The organism is Comamonas sp. 7D-2 (assembly GCF_022749555.1).
GTDB lineage: Bacteria > Pseudomonadota > Gammaproteobacteria > Burkholderiales > Burkholderiaceae_C > Comamonas > Comamonas thiooxydans.
Window position 1 is genome coordinate 1,491,787 of record NZ_CP094238.1, and the last position, 17,401, is coordinate 1,509,187.

Annotated in this window: 16 protein-coding genes; all 16 read left to right on the forward strand. The window is 61.0% G+C overall.

Annotation, left to right across the window (positions count from 1 at the left end):
* Positions 1-6 precede the first annotated feature (6 nt).
* The 16 genes from MPZ60_RS06755 (at position 7) to MPZ60_RS06830 (ending at position 17,385) form a co-directional block, all read left to right on the forward strand.
* Entirely contained in the window at positions 7-1,494 is a 1,488-nt protein-coding gene (locus tag MPZ60_RS06755) for a short-chain fatty acyl-CoA regulator family protein (RefSeq protein WP_034360157.1), read from the forward strand.
* 233 nt (positions 1,495-1,727) lie between these two features.
* A complete protein-coding gene (locus MPZ60_RS06760; protein ID WP_034360159.1) occupies positions 1,728-2,459 on the forward strand; it encodes an SDR family NAD(P)-dependent oxidoreductase in 732 nt (243 codons plus the stop codon).
* 12 nt (positions 2,460-2,471) lie between these two features.
* A complete protein-coding gene (locus MPZ60_RS06765; protein ID WP_004341345.1) occupies positions 2,472-3,239 on the forward strand; it encodes an SDR family NAD(P)-dependent oxidoreductase in 768 nt (255 codons plus the stop codon).
* Positions 3,240-3,255: 16 nt separating this feature from the next.
* The gene (locus MPZ60_RS06770; RefSeq protein ID WP_034360163.1) at positions 3,256-3,903 is read left to right on the forward strand and encodes a nuclear transport factor 2 family protein; all 648 of its coding nucleotides are present in this window, start codon (positions 3,256-3,258) and stop codon (positions 3,901-3,903) included.
* A 9-nt stretch (positions 3,904-3,912) separates the two neighbouring features.
* Positions 3,913-4,995, forward strand: a complete 1,083-nt coding sequence (locus MPZ60_RS06775) for an alkene reductase (protein ID WP_034360165.1) — start codon at positions 3,913-3,915, stop codon at positions 4,993-4,995.
* A gap of 292 nt (positions 4,996-5,287) precedes the next feature.
* Entirely contained in the window at positions 5,288-6,190 is a 903-nt protein-coding gene (locus MPZ60_RS06780; protein WP_034360167.1) for a VOC family protein, read from the forward strand.
* A 16-nt stretch (positions 6,191-6,206) separates the two neighbouring features.
* Positions 6,207-7,085, forward strand: coding sequence for a CoA transferase subunit A (locus MPZ60_RS06785; protein ID WP_034360169.1), 879 nt, complete (start codon positions 6,207-6,209; stop codon positions 7,083-7,085).
* A gap of 12 nt (positions 7,086-7,097) precedes the next feature.
* Positions 7,098-7,868, forward strand: a complete 771-nt coding sequence (locus tag MPZ60_RS06790) for a CoA-transferase subunit beta (RefSeq protein WP_034360171.1) — start codon at positions 7,098-7,100, stop codon at positions 7,866-7,868.
* Between the two features lies 1 nt (position 7,869).
* Entirely contained in the window at positions 7,870-8,772 is a 903-nt protein-coding gene (locus MPZ60_RS06795; protein ID WP_034360173.1) for an enoyl-CoA hydratase, read from the forward strand.
* Positions 8,769-9,857: a nitronate monooxygenase family protein gene (locus tag MPZ60_RS06800; protein ID WP_034360176.1), complete on the forward strand. Its 1,089-nt coding sequence runs from the start codon at positions 8,769-8,771 to the stop codon at positions 9,855-9,857. The genes MPZ60_RS06795 and MPZ60_RS06800 overlap by 4 nt, the downstream gene beginning before the upstream one ends.
* Positions 9,858-9,879: 22 nt before the next feature.
* Positions 9,880-10,638 carry an enoyl-CoA hydratase family protein gene (locus MPZ60_RS06805; RefSeq protein ID WP_034360178.1) on the forward strand — a complete coding sequence of 253 codons (759 nt, stop codon included), beginning with the start codon at positions 9,880-9,882 and terminating at the stop codon, positions 10,636-10,638.
* A gap of 28 nt (positions 10,639-10,666) precedes the next feature.
* Positions 10,667-11,821 (forward strand): acyl-CoA dehydrogenase family protein, encoded by a 1,155-nt coding sequence (locus MPZ60_RS06810; RefSeq protein WP_034360180.1) that lies wholly within the window; start codon positions 10,667-10,669, stop codon positions 11,819-11,821.
* 17 nt (positions 11,822-11,838) lie between these two features.
* Complete coding sequence (locus tag MPZ60_RS06815) at positions 11,839-12,978, forward strand: acyl-CoA dehydrogenase family protein (RefSeq protein WP_034360182.1); 1,140 nt, start codon at positions 11,839-11,841, stop codon at positions 12,976-12,978.
* Positions 12,975-14,129, forward strand: coding sequence for an acetyl-CoA C-acetyltransferase (locus MPZ60_RS06820; RefSeq protein WP_034360184.1), 1,155 nt, complete (start codon positions 12,975-12,977; stop codon positions 14,127-14,129). Before MPZ60_RS06815 ends, MPZ60_RS06820 begins: the two co-directional genes overlap by 4 nt.
* 100 nt (positions 14,130-14,229) lie before the next feature.
* A complete protein-coding gene (locus MPZ60_RS06825) occupies positions 14,230-15,795 on the forward strand; it encodes an amidase (RefSeq protein WP_034360186.1) in 1,566 nt (521 codons plus the stop codon).
* Positions 15,796-17,385 (forward strand): amidase, encoded by a 1,590-nt coding sequence (locus MPZ60_RS06830; RefSeq protein WP_080746221.1) that lies wholly within the window; start codon positions 15,796-15,798, stop codon positions 17,383-17,385. It begins immediately after the preceding gene.
* The last annotated feature ends 16 nt before the right edge of the window (positions 17,386-17,401 follow it).

Sequence of the window (17,401 nt, forward strand, 5' to 3'; positions counted from 1 at the left end):
AGGTAAGTGGCCAAGACATTCATGGGCGTGCGTCTGCGCAGCCTGCGTGCCGAGCGTGGTCTTACGCAGGCTGCGCTGGCTCAGGCGCTGGAGTTGTCACCGAGCTATCTGAATCAGATCGAGCAGGATCAGCGTCCGCTCACGGTGGCCGTGCTGCTCAAGATTCACAGGGTGCTGGGCGTCGATATCCAGCAGTTCTCCGAGGATGAGGAGGCCCGCTTGCTGGCGCAATTGCGCGATGCGGTGGCCGCCATGCCTCAGCCAGAAGGTTCGGTGCCGCTTCCCGAGCTGCGTGAGGTCGCAGCCAAGCTGCCGCAGATGGCACAGATGCTGCTGGCAATGCACCAGCGTCACCTGGCGGACGCCGAGCGGCTGGAGGCCTTGACCGCCCATCTGAGTGATGGCCGCGCCGGGCCGGATGCCGACACCTCAGTTCACGGAGATGTCGCCGGGAATGGCGCAATGGCAGGCCTGCTGACGCAGCCCTCGCGCCAGATGCCGTTCGAGGCGGTGCGTGATTTCTTTTTTTCCCACCGCAATTACCTTGATGCGCTTGATCGTGCAGCCGAAGCGCTGGCTCGGCAGGCTGCAGAGCAAGGCGGTCATCTGCATGATTGGCTGCAATACCGGCTGCAGGCACGACATGGTGTATTGGTTCTGCATGCTCATGCCGGGACTGCTGAGAAATCGGGCAGCCATAGGTGCTACGATGCGCTCACGCGCACCTTGTATGTGGCTCCGCAGCTGAGTCCGATGCAGCAGGCATTTCAGCTGGCTACGCAACTGGCGCTGCTGGAGTTTGATTCACTGCTTGAAAGGGAGCTGCAAAGCGTGCCCTGGCAGGACGAGGCCACGCGCCGGCTGGCACGCATGGGGTTGGCCAATTATGTAGCCGGGGCATTTGTGCTGCCATATGGAGAGTTCTTGCGTGCAGCCGAAGGCCTGCGCTACGACATAGACTTGCTGGCAAGGCACTTCGGTGTGGGCTTCGAGACCGTCTGTCATCGTCTCTCAACCCTGCAGCGCAGCGATGCGCCGGGTGTGCCGTTTTTCTTTATCCGAGTGGACCGGGCCGGCAATATCAGCAAGCGCCAGTCGGCCACGCATTTTCATTTCTCCAAGACAGGCGGCACCTGCCCGTTGTGGGTGGTGTACGAGGCTTTTACCCAGCCGGGTCGCATAGTGCCCCAGCTCGCCAGCATGCCGGACGGGCGCGTCTACCTGTGGATTGCTCGCACCATCAGCCATGCCGGCCAGGGCTGGGGGGCTCCAGGCAAGACCTTCTCCATCGGCATGGGCTGCGACTTGCAGCACGCCGCGCGGCTGGTGTACTCCCAAGGCATGGATTTGCGCAATATAGGAGCGGCCACACCTATCGGCATGGGCTGCAAGGTATGCGAGCGCAGCGCTTGCCCGCAACGTGCTTTCCCGTATGTAGCCAAACCGCTCAAAGTCAATGAAAACGAGAGCGGATTTGTCCCCTATGGCGGCTAGTTGCTGCTGCCATGTGCGGTGAAGTTGGGGGGATGCATCTGACGCTGGATTGCTGTCACCAACTGATTAACAGGCGTGAAAATGCATTGGAGCAAAAATCTGTATTGTATTCATTGCTATTTATTTGATAGCATTCCGAGAAAATTCGCTTAGTCTTCTTGGACGATGGGCTGAGGGCGATTTCTTCATACGCTGTCTCCAAGTTTTGATTGCACATCAACAAGGAGACAAGAATGCGTTTAGCCGGAAAAGTTGCCGTGGTCACGGGGGCAGGCCAGGGCATGGGGCGAGCGATTGCACAGCGTTTTGCCGATGAGGGTGCCACTGTGGTGGCCGTGGACTTGAATGAAGAAGCAGCCAGACAGACCCTGGAAGGCAGGGGCGGCAAGCATCTGGCCCGTTCCTCCAATGTGGCCGACAGCGCTGCGGTCGATGCGCTGTTTGTCGAAATCCGCGAAAAGCTCGGCGCCGTCGACGTGCTGGTGAACAACGCCGGCGTAGGCTCGGTGGACCAGTTTGCCGATATTCCTGACGCGACCTGGGAGCGCGTGATTGGCGTGAACCTGAACGGCGCTTTCTACTGCGCCCGTGCCGCCGTCAAGCAGATGCAGGAAGGCAAGGGCGGTGCCATCGTCAATATCTCCAGCACCTCGGCTGTCAGCGGTGACGGTCCGGCGCACTACTGCGCTTCCAAGGCCGCCCTGATGGGCTTGACCCGTGGCATGGCCAAGGAGCTGGCGTCCGAGAAGATCCGTGTGAACACACTGGTTCCCGGACCCACCAACACGCCCATGATGCAGGGCATTCCCCAGGAGTGGGCCGATGCCATCATCGCCGGCGTGCCCATGGGCCGCATGGCTGAGCCAGAAGACATCGCCAAGGTGGCAGTGTTCCTGGCCAGCGACGACAGCGGCTTTGTGACGGGTCAGAACGTGGCAGTCAACGGCGGCAGCGCCTTCCTCTAAGGAGAGACAAGCATGAGCAAGCGTCTGGAAGGAAAGATTGCATTTGTGACCGGTGGTGGTTCCGGTATCGGTGCCGCAACGGCTGAGCGTTTCGCACAGGAGGGGGCAACCGTGGTGATCTGCGGCCGCCGCAAGCAGCCTCTCGACGAAGTCGTGGCCAGGATCAAGGCAGCAGGCGGCAGTGCCGAGGCCATCGTGGCCGACGTGGGCAACGAGGCCCAGTTTGTCGGAGCGCTGGAGCAGACTGCAAAAAAGCATGGCAGCCTGGACATTCTGGTCAACAACGCCATGGCCTACACCTGGGGTGGCATCGATGGCATGACCACGGCCGACTGGCATGCCAATTTTTCCACCTCGGTGGACGGCACTTTCTGGGGAACGCGTACTGCGCTGAAGCTGATGGGGCCCAAGGGTGGTTCCATCGTCAATATCAGCTCCATCTGCGGCACGCTGGGCACACCTTTTATGTCGGGTTACTCGGCAGCCAAGGCGGCCATCATCAACTTTTCGCGTGCAGCGGCTGCCGAAGGTGCTGCAGCAGGCATCCGCGTGAACGTGGTGATCCCGGCGGTGGTGGAAACGCCTGCCACGGCCGGCATGCTGGCTGATGAGGCATCGCGCAAGAACACCGAAAAACTCATTCCCATGGGGCGCGTGGGTCAGTCCGGCGAGCTGGCGAATGCCGTGCTGTTTCTGGCCAGCGACGAGGCCAGCTATGTGACAGGTGCCGCCTTGCCCGTGGATGGCGGCCGTTCCGCGGTGCTGGTGACGGCACTGTAAGAAAGAGGCTGAAGAGATGAGTGAACCCGTGAATCAGTGGCCACAAACGCTGGAAGAGCGTATCGACAGGCTGGAGTCGCTGGATGCGATTCGTCAACTGGCTGGCAAGTATTCCCTGTCGCTGGACATGCGTGACATGGACGCCCATGTGAACCTGTTCGCTCCCGATATCAAGGTGGGCAAGGAAAAAGTGGGGCGTGCGCACTTCATGGCCTGGCAGGACAGCACGCTGCGTGACCAGTTCACGGGCACCTCGCACCATCTGGGGCAGCACATCATCGAGTTCGTGGACAAGGATCACGCCACCGGCGTGGTCTACTCAAAGAACGAGCATGAGTGCGGTGCCGAGTGGGTCATCATGCAGATGCTGTACTGGGACGACTACGAGCGCATTGACGGCCAGTGGTTCTTCCGTCGCCGTCTGCCCTGTTACTGGTATGCCACCGACCTGAACAAGCCGCCGATTGGCGACATGAAGATGCGCTGGCCCGGCCGCGAGCCTTATCACGGAGCCTTTCACGACCTGTTCCCGAGCTGGAAGGAATTCTGGGCCAACCGCCCCGAAAAGGACGAGCTGCCCCAGGTGGCTGCACCCGCGCCGCTGGAGCAGTTCCTCAAGACCATGCGCCGTGGTACCCCCGCGCCGCGCATGCGTGTGCGCTAAGGAGCCGGAATGAGTCAAACGCTTTTCACGCCCACACAGCTGGGCAAGATCGTCCTGCAAAACCGCGTGGTCATGGCCCCCATGACGCGTAATCGCGCCGATGCCGATGGCACGCCCACCGACATCATGGCCGAGCACTATGGCCAGCGCGCTGATGCCGGCCTGATCGTGGCTGAAGGGGCCTGGCCCGAGGTCACGGGTCAAGCCTACTGTCGTCAGCCCGGCATCGAAACTGCTGCTCATGTGCGCGGCTGGCGCCGTGTGACGGACGCCGTGCATGCGCGTGGCGGATCCATTGTGCTGCAGATCATGCACTCCGGTCGTATCGGCAGCAGCCATATCAAACCCGCTGGTGTGCGTTCCGTATCGGCGTCCGCCATTCAGGCTCAGGGCAAGATCTGGACCGATGCGGCAGGCATGCAGGATTTCGACCAGCCCCAGGCATTGACCACCGAAGAAGTGCGCACGGCGATTGCCGAGCATGCTGCAGCTGCTCGGCGCGCCATGGATGCGGGCTTTGACGGCGTCGAGCTGCATGGCACCAGCGGTTATCTGAGTCTGCAGTTCCTGCACTCCAGTACCAATCAGCGTACCGATGAATATGGTGGCAACGCCAGCAGTCGCTCACGTTTCGCTGTGGAATGCCTGGGCGCCATGGGGGAGGCCATCGGCATCGATCGCGTGGGGCTGCGCCTGAACCCCGGCAACACCTTCAATGACACGGCGGATGAAAACTCCGCGGCAACCCATGCCGAGCTGATGCGTCAGGCCGCCAAGCTGGGCATTGCCTATCTGCATGTGATGCGTGCGGTCTTCGATCCTTCAATCGATGCCTTCAAGCTGGCGCGTGAGAACTTTGGCGAGAACCTGATTCTCAACGATGGCTTTGATGCGCAAAGCGCCGAAGCCGCGTTGCAGGCAGGCGAGGGCAAGGCGGTATCTTTTGCGCGGCATTTCATCGCCAACCCCGATCTTGTGCAGCGCATGCGCCAGGGCCTGCCTCTGGCCAGATTTGACCGCAACACGCTCTACACCCCCGGTGCCAGGGGCTACAACGACTATGCGTCTGCAGAAGAAGTGCAGACCGTCTGATCCATCAAGAAACTGAGTTCATCGTGTTGGCCGCATTCCCGTATGGGGGTGCGGCCTTTTTTTGTACTGCGGGTTTTCACGGCTGTCGCAAGGGTGTCGGATCGGCCTGTTTCAAAAGGCTGAAAGCAATCTAGTCTATTCCGCTGAACTACATGCTGATTCTTGTATGAGTGCTATTAAATTTGGGTAGTGAAGCGGCAAATCGTTAGTCTCAATGGACGATGTTTGCAAAGGCTCTCCTCTTCAGAATCCTCTGCATCACTAAAGGATTTGGGTTGGAGGCCCCGACATCATGATGGAAATACGTGGACTAGCGTACGTTGTTGCCGAGAGCTCTGATTTGGATCGCTGGGTCAACTACGCACGTGACGTGCTTGGCATGATGCCGAGCACCACTGCCGATGGCGATCTGCTGATCAAGATGGATGAGCGTCAGTTTCGCTTCCAGGTTCAGCCTGGCAGCAATGACAAATACTCCGCATCCGGTTGGGAAGTGGCCAACAAGCAAGCCTTCGAGCAGGCGCTCAAGGTGCTGCAGGCCGCTGATGTGCACTACGAAATGGGCAGCTCCGAACTGTGTGCCAAGCGCCATGTGCAGGAGTTGGCCATCGTGATGGATCCGTCTGGAAACCGTCATGAGATCGTCTGGGGCTTCAAGTCCGACTTCAGCCATTTCGCATCGCCCCAGGGTGTTTCGCGCTTCATCACCGGTGACTATGGTCTGGGCCACACCGTGCTGCCTGCTCCCGACTTTGACAAGACCGTGGCCTTTGTGCGCAATGTGTTGGGCTTTGGCCTCTCGGATATTTACAACTTCAAGCCCGCAGGCGATGCCGGTCCCACGGTCCGAATCCACTTCTTCCACTGCGCCAACGCTCGTCACCACAGCCTGGCGCTGGCCGAATTTCCTTCTCCCTCGGGTTGCGTGCACGTGATGGTGGAGGTGGACAACATGCCCGAAGTGGGCCGTGCCATGGACCGCATGCAAAAGAGCCAGGTCAAGCTCTCGGCCACTCTGGGTCAGCACACCAACGACAAGATGATCTCGTTCTACATGAAGACGCCCTCCAACTTCGACCTGGAGTTCGGCTATGGCGGCGCCATCATCGACTGGGAACATCACATCACGCACGAGTTCACGACCGTAAGCCTCTGGGGGCACGACTTCAGCGTGGGCCGCCCTGAAAACAACTGATAGGAGGCTTGGAGACATGGCCAATAAATTGATGACAGCGAAGGACGTTGTGGCATCCATCAAGGACGGCATGACGATCGGAATTGGTGGCTGGGGGCCCCGGCGCAAGCCCATGGCCCTGGTGCGCGAGCTGCTGCGCAGCCCCGTCAAGGACCTGACCGTGGTGGCCTATGGCGGTGCCGATGTGGGCATGCTGTGTGCGGCAGGCAAGGTCAAGAAGTTGATCTTCGCCTTCGTGTCGCTGGACTTCATCCCGCTGGAGCCGTACTTTCGCAAGGCCCGCCAGAGTGGTGAGATCGAGGTCATGGAAATTGACGAAGGTCATATGGTGCTGGGCCTGAAGGCTGCCGGCATGCGTATTCCCTACATTCCCACCCGAGTCGGTCTGGGCACCGATGTGCTCAAGCACAACAGCTCCATTCGCCTTATCGAATCGCCCTACGACGGCAAGGAGTGGGTGGCGATGCCCGCCATCAATCTGGATGTGGCCCTGCTGCACGTGGATCGCGCGGACTCTCGCGGTGTCTGCCAGATTGCCGGGCCCGATATCTATATGGACGACCTGTTTGCGCGAGCCGCAACCAATACGTTTGTGAGCTGCGACGAACTGGTCGAGTCCAGCAGCTTCGATTCGGAGCAAGCCGCGCGCCTGGTGTTCTGGGAGCGCTCTGAAACCACGGGTGTCGTGCATCTGCCCGGCGGTGCTCACCCATCGTCTTGTGCTCCTCTGTATGGCTTTGATGTCAAGCACTTCAAGGAATACGCGGCCAGCAGCAAGGAAGAGGGCGGCTGGAGCAGCTACCAGCAGAAATACGTGCAGTGCACGGAGCAGGAATATCTGGAAAAAGTGGGTGGCATGGAAGCAATCAAGCGCCTGCCCTTGCCCGTGTTCTGAGGAGGCACAGAGATGAGTGAAATTGCATTGGTAGATCGCGTCATCTGCGCCGCGGCACGTGCCTGGGAAAACGACGGCGAGGTGTTGGCCACCGGCATTGGCCTGGTGCCACGTCTGGCGGCTTCGCTGTGCATGCGTTCCATCAACACCGATCTGATGATGACGGACTCCGAAGCCTGGGTGGTCAATGAGCCCGTGCCCGTAGGTCCACGAGGTGAATACAAGATCAAGCGTGAAAGCTGGATGGGTTTCTCGCGCATCTTCGACAACGTCTGGGGAGGCAAGCGCCACGCCATGGTGGGCCCCGTGCAGGTGGACCGCTTCGGTCAGGGCAATATCTCCATGGTGGGCAGCGACTACGCTCGTCCCAAGTCCATGATGCTGGGGGTGCGCGGCTTCCCCGGCAACTCGATCAACCACGCGAATTCCTTCTTTGTGCCCAACCACAGCACCAAGGTGTTTGTCCCGGGTGAGGTCGATGCCGTGGGCAGCGTAGGCTACAACCCTGCGCGCTTGGCCAAGGGCTGGACGCTAGAGGAGACCACCGACATTCGCTTCATCTTCACCAATCTGTGTGTGATGGACTTTGGCGGACCCAGTCATCAAGTGCGCCTTGTGTCGCTGCATCCCGGCGTGACGGCGGTGCAGGTCAAGGAGGCCACGGGCTTTCCGATCCATGTTCCCGAGAACGTGGGAGTGACACCTGATCCCACGCCCGAGCAACTGGCCTTGCTGGCTCAGCTCGATCCGCACAATCTGCGCGCTACGGCCATGGGAGTCTGATATGGATGATGCATCCAGCGAATTTGTGACACGCGAGGACAAAGCCGTCTATGAAACGGACGAGCCCGTTCTCTACAGCGTGGACAACGGCATTGCCACGGTCACCATGAATCGGCCCACGTTCAACAACGTGCAGAACTCGCAGATGACCTATGCGCTGGATGCTGCATTCCGCAAGGCGACCGATGACGATAGCGTCAAGGTCATCGTGCTGCGCGGCGAAGGCAAGCACTTCAGTGCGGGTCACGATATCGGCACGCCCGGCCGAGACATCAACAAGTCCTTTGACCGTGCACACCTGTGGTGGGATCACACCAACAAGCCCGGCGGCGAGCAGCTGTTTGCCCGCGAGCAGGAGGTCTACCTGGGCATGTGCCGACGCTGGCGCGAGATCCCCAAACCCATGATTGCCATGGTGCAGGGGGCATGCGTGGCGGGCGGTCTGATGCTGGCCTGGGTCTGCGACCTGATCGTGGCCAGCGACGATGCGTTTTTCCAGGATCCCGTGGTGCGCATGGGAATCCCCGGTGTGGAGTACTTCGCCCACGCTCACGAACTGCATCCGCGTATTGCCAAGGAGTTCCTGCTGCTGGGCGAGCGCATGCCGGCAGAGCGCGCCTATCAGATGGGCATGGTCAACCGCGTGGTTCCGCGTGCCGAGCTCGAGGACCAGGTCTATGCCATGGCCCAGCGCATGGCGGCTCAGCCGCGTCTGGGCCTGGCACTGACCAAGATGGTCGTCAACAAGGCTGAAGAGCTGCAGGGGCTGCGTTCCACCATGGACATGGCTTTTGGCTACCACCACTTTGCTCACGCGCACAGTCAGGCGATGGGCATGGGGCAACTGGGCGGCCAGGATGCCAGGTCCATGGCAAAGGCCAATAAAGAAGAGTCAAAGGCATGAGCAATATGAACGATATGGGCAGTCTGCGCACTCCTATCTGCGACCTGCTGGGGTGCCGCTACCCCGTCATCCAGACGGCCATGGGCTATGTGGCGGGCGCTGATCTGGTGATAGGTACTACCAACGCCGGCGGCTTCGGCTTTCTGGCCGGCGCCACCATTCCCGCCGACAGGATCGAAGCCGAAATTCTGCGTGTCAAGCGCGAGACCGACGACCAACCTTTCGGGCTGAACTTTCACATGTTTCAGCCCAATGCCCAGCAACTGCTGGATCTGGCCGTGAAGTACCGTCTGCGTGCGGTGAGCTACGGCCGTGGTCCGGACAAGAAGGTGATAGGCCGTCTGCGCGATGCCGGCATCGTCTGCATGCCCACAGTGGGAGCCCTGAAGCATGCTCAGAAGGCGATCGAGATGGGCGCCAATGCCATCACTGTGCAGGGCGGTGAAGGGGGAGGCCATACCGGCAGCGTTCCCACCACGGTGCTGCTGCCTCAGGTAGTGGATGCGGTCGAGGTGCCCGTGATTGCCGCAGGCGGCTTTTATGACGGCCGTGGCCTGCTGGCTGCTCTGGCCTATGGCGCATCGGGTATTGCCATGGGCACGCGGTTTCTGATGACCAGTGATTCCAAGGTGCCCGCCGCCACGCTGCAGCGCTATCTGGCTGCAAGGGATGCGGAAAAGATCTCCATCTCGCATCTGGTCGATGGCATGCCCCAGCGCATGATTCCCAATGAATACCTGGCCATGCTCGAAAAAGCCAGCCCCATGAAGCGCTTGCGCATCGCCCTGGGTCTGGCATTGCAGTGGAAGGCCGAGACCGGCATGACCACGGGTCAGGCCTTGAGCATCTTCATGAAGGCCATGCGCGAAGACTCGTCTTCCGTCGCACAGACCGTGATGGCTGCCAACGCCCCCATGTTGCTGCAGCGCTCCATGGTCGATGGCAATCCCGCAGAGGGCGTGATGTCTGCCGGCCAGGTGGCCGCGCTGATTGGCCGGCTCGACAGCTGCGAGGAAGTGATAGGCGGCATTGTCCGCCAGGCCATGGACCGTCGCAACGCATTGAACGCATTGACTCCCGCATAACAACAAGCCAACGAGACCGGATATGTCCACTCAACAATTTCACTCCAATATTCATGACAACGGCGTGGCGGAGCTGGTGATAGACCGTGCTCCCGTGAATGCCTTGAATGCAGCCGGCTGGAATGGCCTGGCCCGGGAAATCCAGGCGCTGGGCGACAGGCCCGAGGTGCGCGTGATCGTCATCCGTGCCGAAAACCGTGGTTTCTGCGCGGGTGTGGACATCAAGGAGCTGGCGACCAACGACAAGCTCATCATCGACGTGAACGCAGGCAACTACGCCACGTTCAAGGCCGTGCACCTGAACAAGGTACCCGTCATCACCGCCGTGCACGGCTTTGTGCTGGGCGGCGGCATCGGTATCTGCGGGGCATCGGACATCGTGATCGCCGCGGAAGACGCCACTTTCGGCCTGCCTGAAGTGGACCGCGGAGCCATGGGTGGTGCCGCCCATCTGCAGCGCATGTTCGGCGTGCAGAAGACTCGCTATCTGTTCTTTACGGGCGAGATGATCGCTGCGGCAGAAGCCCTGCGCCTGGGTGCCATCGAGCGTGTTGTTCCCCGTGAGCAGCTGCGCGACGTCGCCATGGAGATCGCCAACAAGATTGCCGCCAAGAGCCCCGCCATGATCCGCATCGCCAAGGAGGCGCTGACCGGCATCGAAGACGGCAATCTCGAAGACAAATACCGCTGGGAGCAGGGATTCACCCTGCAAGCCTATATGAGTCCAGATTCCGCCGAGACGCGCAGCGCCTTTGTGGAAAAGCGCGACGCCAAATTCTGAGCATCACTAGCGCGAAGAGGAGACAACCATGGATTTGACATACACCCCAGCGCAGAAGACCTTCCGTGCCCAGGTACGTGAATGGCTCAAGAACAATGTGCCCAAGGAACGACTGCAGAGCTATGACACTCGAGAGGGTTTCGAGCAGCACCGCCAGTGGGAAGCCAAGCTGGCCAGCGCTGGCTACAGCGCCGTGACCTGGCCCAAGGACCTGGGCGGCAGCGGCTGCGACCTGACCGAATGGCTGATCTTTGAAGAAGAGTACTGGGCAGCCGATGCGCCATCCCGCGTGAACCAGAACGGCATTCTGCTGCTGGGCTCCACGCTGATGGAATTCGGCACGCCCGAGCAGAAAGCCCGCTTTCTGCCCCGTATGGCCCGCTGCGACGATATGTGGGCCCAGGGTTGGTCCGAGCCCAACGCCGGCTCGGACATGGCTGCCATCAGCAGCCGCGCCACACGCATGGGTGACAAGTTCATTCTGAACGGTCAGAAAATCTGGTCTACCCGTGCGATCTTTGCCGACTGGGTGTTCGGCCTGTTCCGCAGTGATCCGACATCAAGCCGCCATCATGGTCTGAGCTACATACTGGTGCCCTTGAATACGCCCGGCATCACCGTGCGTCCCATTCGTGCCATCAATGGCCGTGAGCACTTTGCCGAAATCTTTTTCGACGATGTCGAAGTACCCGTGGAGAACCTGCTGGGTGCAGAAGGCAAAGGCTGGCATGTGGCGATGGCGACGGCCGGCTTTGAGCGCGGCCTGCTGCTGCGCTCTCCCGCCCGCTATCAGCGCAGTGCGCAGAAGCTGGTGGACCTGTATCTGCGCAATCAGGTCGAGGCCGACCGCGATCACTCCATTCGCGATGCCGTGCTGCGTGCCTGGCAGGGGGCGGAGGCATACACGCTGTCTTCCTATCACACGGTGGGCCGCCTGAACAAGGGCGCACAGATTGGCGCCGAAGCCAGCACCAACAAGATTGTCTGGTCCGAGCTGGACATCATGATTCACGAAACCGCGATGCGCATTCTGGGCGCGCGTGCCGAGCTCATCGATGACGTCGAGGCCAACGAATGGCTGGAAGGTTTCCTGTTCTCGCAGGCAGGTCCCATCTACGCGGGCAGCAACGAGATCCAGCGCAACATCATCGCTCAGCGCATGCTGGGTCTGCCCAAATCCTGATCGGCAGGGAGACAACCATGGACTTCACCTTTACCGAAGATCAGATCGCATTCCGTGACTCGATCAGCCGCTTTTTGATGACCGAAGCAGCCCCCGAGCTGCTGCGCGACATCTGGGAAACTCCGACCGGTCGCAGCCCCGAGTTGTGGGCCAAGATTGCAGAACAAGGCCTGATGGGCCTGTCCGCTCCCGAAGCCGATGGCGGCATGGGCATGGCCGATGTGGACTGGGCACTGCTGCTGCAGGAAGTGGGCTATTACGCTCTGCCCGATTCCCTGAGCGACACCGCCTATGTGGCCGTGGGCATGCTGTGTGCATTGCCGCAAGGACATGAGAGCCGTGTCTGGCTGTCCAGGATTGCCGAAGGCAGCTGCCGCGTGGCCGTGGGCCATCCCGTCAACCTCAATGTGGCGGACGCGGCATTGGCCGATGTGCTGTTGCTGCCCCATGCCACGGCCACCGGCCTGGAGCTGCACCTGGTCAGGCCTGCACAGTGCGAGATCACGGCGCTGAACAGTATCGACTCTTCGCGCCGTCTGTCACGGGTACGCTGGACGGCATCCGATGCCACCCGTTTGCTCGACGGCACTCAGGGTCAGAAGGTCTGGGACACTGCCGGCGAGCGCGGTGCAATCGCCGCAGCTGCCCAGATGCTGGGCCAGGCTCAGCGCATGCTGGATCTCTCGGTGGACTATGTGGCGCAGCGCAAGCAGTTCGACAAGGTCATAGGCAGCTTTCAGGCCGTGCAGCACCACCTGTCGGACATCGTCACCAAGATCGAGTTTGCCAAACCTGTGCTCTACCGTGCCTTCTATGCGCTGCAGCACGGTGAACCCGATCTGGCCGTGCGTATCTCGCACGCCAAGCTCCAGTGCAGTGAAGCGAGCTGGTTTGCGGCACGCAACAGTCTGCAGGTGCATGGCGCCATGGGCTACACCTGGGAAGTCGATCTGCAGATGTTCATGAAGCGCGCCTGGGTGCTGGACGCTGCCTGGGGCGACAAGGCATACCACGCGGCCCGCCTGACTCAGGGCTTGCTGCGCAGTCCCAATGCCCCGGTGGGCCCCGGATCGACTTTTGATCGAGAAATCGATTCATGTGCCTCCTGCTCTGCGCAAGGTGCTATTAAGAACGTTGCGGAAGAGGTGACTGCATGAGCGCCCAGGCTTATATCGTTGATGCGCTGCGCTCTCCTACCGGAAAGCGCAAGGGCTCTCTTGCCACTGTGCACGGTGCCGATCTCGGCGCCCATGTGATCAAAGCGCTGGTCGAGCGCAACGACATTCCCGCAGCCGATTACGACGACGTGATCTTTGGCTGCGTGGACACCATAGGTTCTCTGGCTGGCGACATTGCCCGGACGTCCTGGCTGGCAGCCGGCATGCCCTTGAACGTGCCAGGCACCACGATTGATCGCCAGTGCGGCTCGTCCCAGCAAGCCATTCATTTTGCGGCCCAGGCCGTGATGAGTGGCACGCAGGACGTGGTGCTGGCCGGTGGCGTGCAGACCATGACCGCCATTCCCATTTCCTCGGCCATGCTCGCCGGTCAGCCCCTGGGCTTTACTACGCCGTTCGCCGAGAGCAAAGGCTGGCAGGCGCGTTTCGGTAACGCACCCGTCAATCAGTTCTATGCCGCCCAGCGTATTGCCGACCACTGGGGCGTGAGTCGTGCCGACATGGAAGTATTTGCCAAGGAAAGCCACGACCGCGCTTTGAATGCGATCGCCGAGGGCCGCTTCGACCGTGAAATCATCCCCTTTGGCGCTTTCAGGATGGATGAGACAGCTCGCCTCTCGACTCTGGAGAAGATGGCCACGCTGGAGCCGGTGGACCCCGACTATCCCTCCATCACTGCAGCCGTCTCAAGCTCCACCTGCGATGCGGCGGCTGCCGTGCTGGTGGTGTCCGAAGCAGCGCTCAAGCGCTACAACCTCAAGCCACGCGCCCGCATTCACCATATGAGCGTGCGCGCCGATGACCCCATCTGGCACCTGACCGCGCCGATTCCAGCCACGGAATATGCGCTCAAGAAGGCGGGCATGACCATGTCCGACATCGACCTGGTCGAGATCAACGAGGCCTTTGCTTCCGTGGTCATGGCGTGGCTCAAGGAGACCGGCTACGACCATGCCAGGACCAACGTCAACGGTGGTGCGATTGCGCTCGGTCATCCACTGGGAGCCTCAGGCGCCAAGCTCATGACCACGCTGCTGCACGAGCTGGAGCGCACCGGCGGGCGCTACGGCTTGCAGACCATGTGCGAAGGTGGAGGACAGGCCAATGTGACCATCATCGAGAGACTCTGACGGCAGACATGCAGGCACCCCTGGGTGCCTGTATTGCGTTGGAGATCCGGTGTTGGCAGCTTAGCAAGTCATCCACAAAAATATCAACGGAGACAAAGACATGCAAGACAAAGCGACGGATTCAGATCGCAGAGCATTCCTGACAGGAGCAACTGCCACGGCGGCAGCGCTGGGTCTGCCAGCAGCGCAAGCTCAAGTCGGCACCAGGACCGTTGCGCAGGCCGATGCCATCACCATGGCAGCGCAGATGCGCAAAGGCGATGTCACGCCGCTGGAGGCTCTTGATGCCGCCATTGCGCGCGTTGAAGCCTTGCCCAAGCTCAATGCCGTGGTCATCAAAGACTACGAACTGGCCCGCGAGCATGCCAAGAAGCTCTCGACCATGGGCCGCGATGCACGCAAACAGGCGACTGACAAAGCTCCGCTGTGGGGTCTGCCATTTGTGCTCAAGGACCTGGGTCTAAGCATGGCAGGAACCGTGACCAGCAATGGTTGCCGCTTCTTCAAGGATGCTGTCGCTTCGCAGGACTCCACGCTGGTGATGCGCTACAAGGCAGCGGGTCTCAACATCTTTGGCAAGACGGCATCTCCCGAGTTCGGCATGACGACTACCACGGAGTCAAAGCTTTACGGCGCCACGCCCAACCCCTGGAACACCGGGCATACCACGGGCGGTTCTTCCGGTGGGACTGCAGCTGTGGTGGCGGCCGGCATTCTGCCCGTGGGTCATGCCAGCGATGGTGGCGGCTCCATCCGCATACCGGCCGCACATTGCGGCCTGTTCGGACTCAAGCCCAGTCGTGGACGTGTGCCTGCAGGGCCAGGAGCGTTGGATGGCGCAACAGGTTTGTCGGTGAACCACGTCATCAGCCGCAGCGTGCGCGACACTGCCTTGCTGCTGGACTTGAGTGCTGGGCCCGAGTTCGGCTCGCGAGTGCGACCTCCCTCTGATGTTTCTCGGGGCTACCTTGAAGCGATGCACCAGCCCGAGCGCAAGCTGCGTATTGCCGTCTGGCGCAAGAACTACTTCGGGATTCCCGTGCATGCCGAATGCCTGGAGGCTGTGGACAAAGCGGCCAAGGCCTGCGAGGCCGTGGGGCATTTTGTTGAAGAGGCCATGCCGGAGCTGCCGGTGAACGAAATTTTTGGCGGTATGGGTGCAGGTATGTCGGCAGGTCTGCTCAGCGCCATTGAATACCGTGAAAAGCAGCTGGGCCGCGCTGTGCGCGAAGACGAGATGGAGCCGCTGAACTGGGCTGCGTTGCAGGCCGCGAAGAAGGCCTCGGCGCTGGATCTGTACCGTGGCCGCGCAGGCTTCGACAAGGCGGGGCAATTGATCGATGCATTCCTGTCCAGGTACGACCTGATTCTGACGCCCACCACCGTGGTGCCTGCACAGAAACTGGGTGCGCTGCGACTCGATCAGCCTTATGAAAGCTATGCCGCCGAGGCCATGAATTCCTCCGCGTTTACCTCGCTGTTCAACATCAGCGGTCATCCGGCCATGTCCGTGCCGCTGCACTGGACGGCAGACCACCTCCCTGTGGGGGCCCACTTTGTCGCACCGTTTGGTGGCGAAGGCCGCTTGCTGCGTCTGGCGGCGCAGCTGGAGCAAGCCTTGCCATGGGCACATCGCGTGCCGGACCTGTCTGCACTCAAGGCTTGAATGTCCAGCAACAAGAAGGAGGAGAGCATGGAATCAGTGAATCAAGGTGTGGATCGTCGTGGCTTTATTCAGGGCGCAGGTGCCGTGGCCGCAGCAACAGCCATGCCGGCAATGGCTGCACAGAAGAAAAATGAGGTGACGGCGGTGGATGGCTACGCCTGGGCAGAACAGATCCGCCGGGGTGATATCACGCCGCTGGAAGCGCTGGAAGCGGCGATTGCACGTACGGAGGCCTTGCCCAAGCTCAATGCAGTGGTCATCAAGGACTACGATCTGGCACGTGATCAGGCCAGGCAGATGTCGGCTCTGGGCAGCGCTGCACGTGCCGAAGCCACAGCCAGGGCGTCCATGTGGGGCGTGCCCTTTCTGCTCAAGGATCTGAACCAGTATCTGAAGGGAACGGTCACAACCAACGGCTGCCGCTTTTTCAAGGGGGCCGTGGCAGAGTACGACAGCACCCTGGTGGCACGCTACAAGGCGGCCGGTCTCAATATCTTTGGCAAGACCGCATCGCCCGAGTTCGGCCAGACGCCCACGACCGAGTCCTTGCTCTACGGCAAGTCGCCCAATCCATGGAATGCTGCCCACACGACGGGCGGTTCCTCGGGTGGTGCGGCATCGGTGGTTGCCGCAGGCATTGTGCCCGTGGCCCATGCCAGCGATGGAGGCGGCTCCATTCGCATTCCCGCTTCGCACTGCGGCCTGTTTGGCCTCAAGCCCAGCCGCGGCCGTCTGCCCGCCGGTCCGGCCTATATGGAAGGCTGGATGGGCTTGTCCATGAACCATGTCATCAGTCGCAGCGTGCGCGACAGCGCTCACCTGCTCGATCTGACGCAGGGGCGCGAGCCGGGCTCGCGCACCGTGCCGCCGCGCGACGTGGAGGGCAGCTATCTGGACGCCCTCAAGCAGGCACCCAGGAAGCTCAGGATCGCCGTCTGGTCCAGGAACTACTTTGGCATTCCCGTGCATGCGGACTGTCAGGCTGCGGTGGACAAGGCCATCAAGGCCTGCCTGGCGCTGGGACATGAAATCGTGGAGGACATGCCGGAGTTGCCTGTGGCTGAGGTGTTCTCGGGCCTGGGCGTGGTGACATCCGTGGGCATGATGGCCAGCATCCGCGCCCGCGAAAAGCTGCTGGGTCGCGTCGTGCGCCAGGATGAGGTAGAGCAGATGGACTGGCTGTATCTGGAAAAGGCCAAGTCCTATACCGCCGAGCAGATGCTGATGGCGCGTACCAACTTCGATACGGCCGGCCAGATTCTGGACCGATTCTTTCTGAAGTACGACCTGATTCTGACCCCGGTGATGGCTGTGCCGCCACCGCTGTTGGGCGTGCTGACGCTGGACCAGCCTTATGACTCATTCGCGCGCGAAGCCGTCAAGGCTTCGCCCTATACCGCGCTTTTCAATATGACAGGCCAGCCTGCCATGTCCGTGCCCATGCACTGGACCAGGGACAACTTGCCTGTGGGCGCGCACTTTGCTGCACCGTTCGGCCGCGAAGGGCGTTTGTTGGCGCTGGCCGCGCAGCTGGAGCAAGCCGTTCCCTGGGCACATCGTCAGCCTGATCTGTCGGTTTTCAAAGCGTAATTTCAAAAAGGCAGAC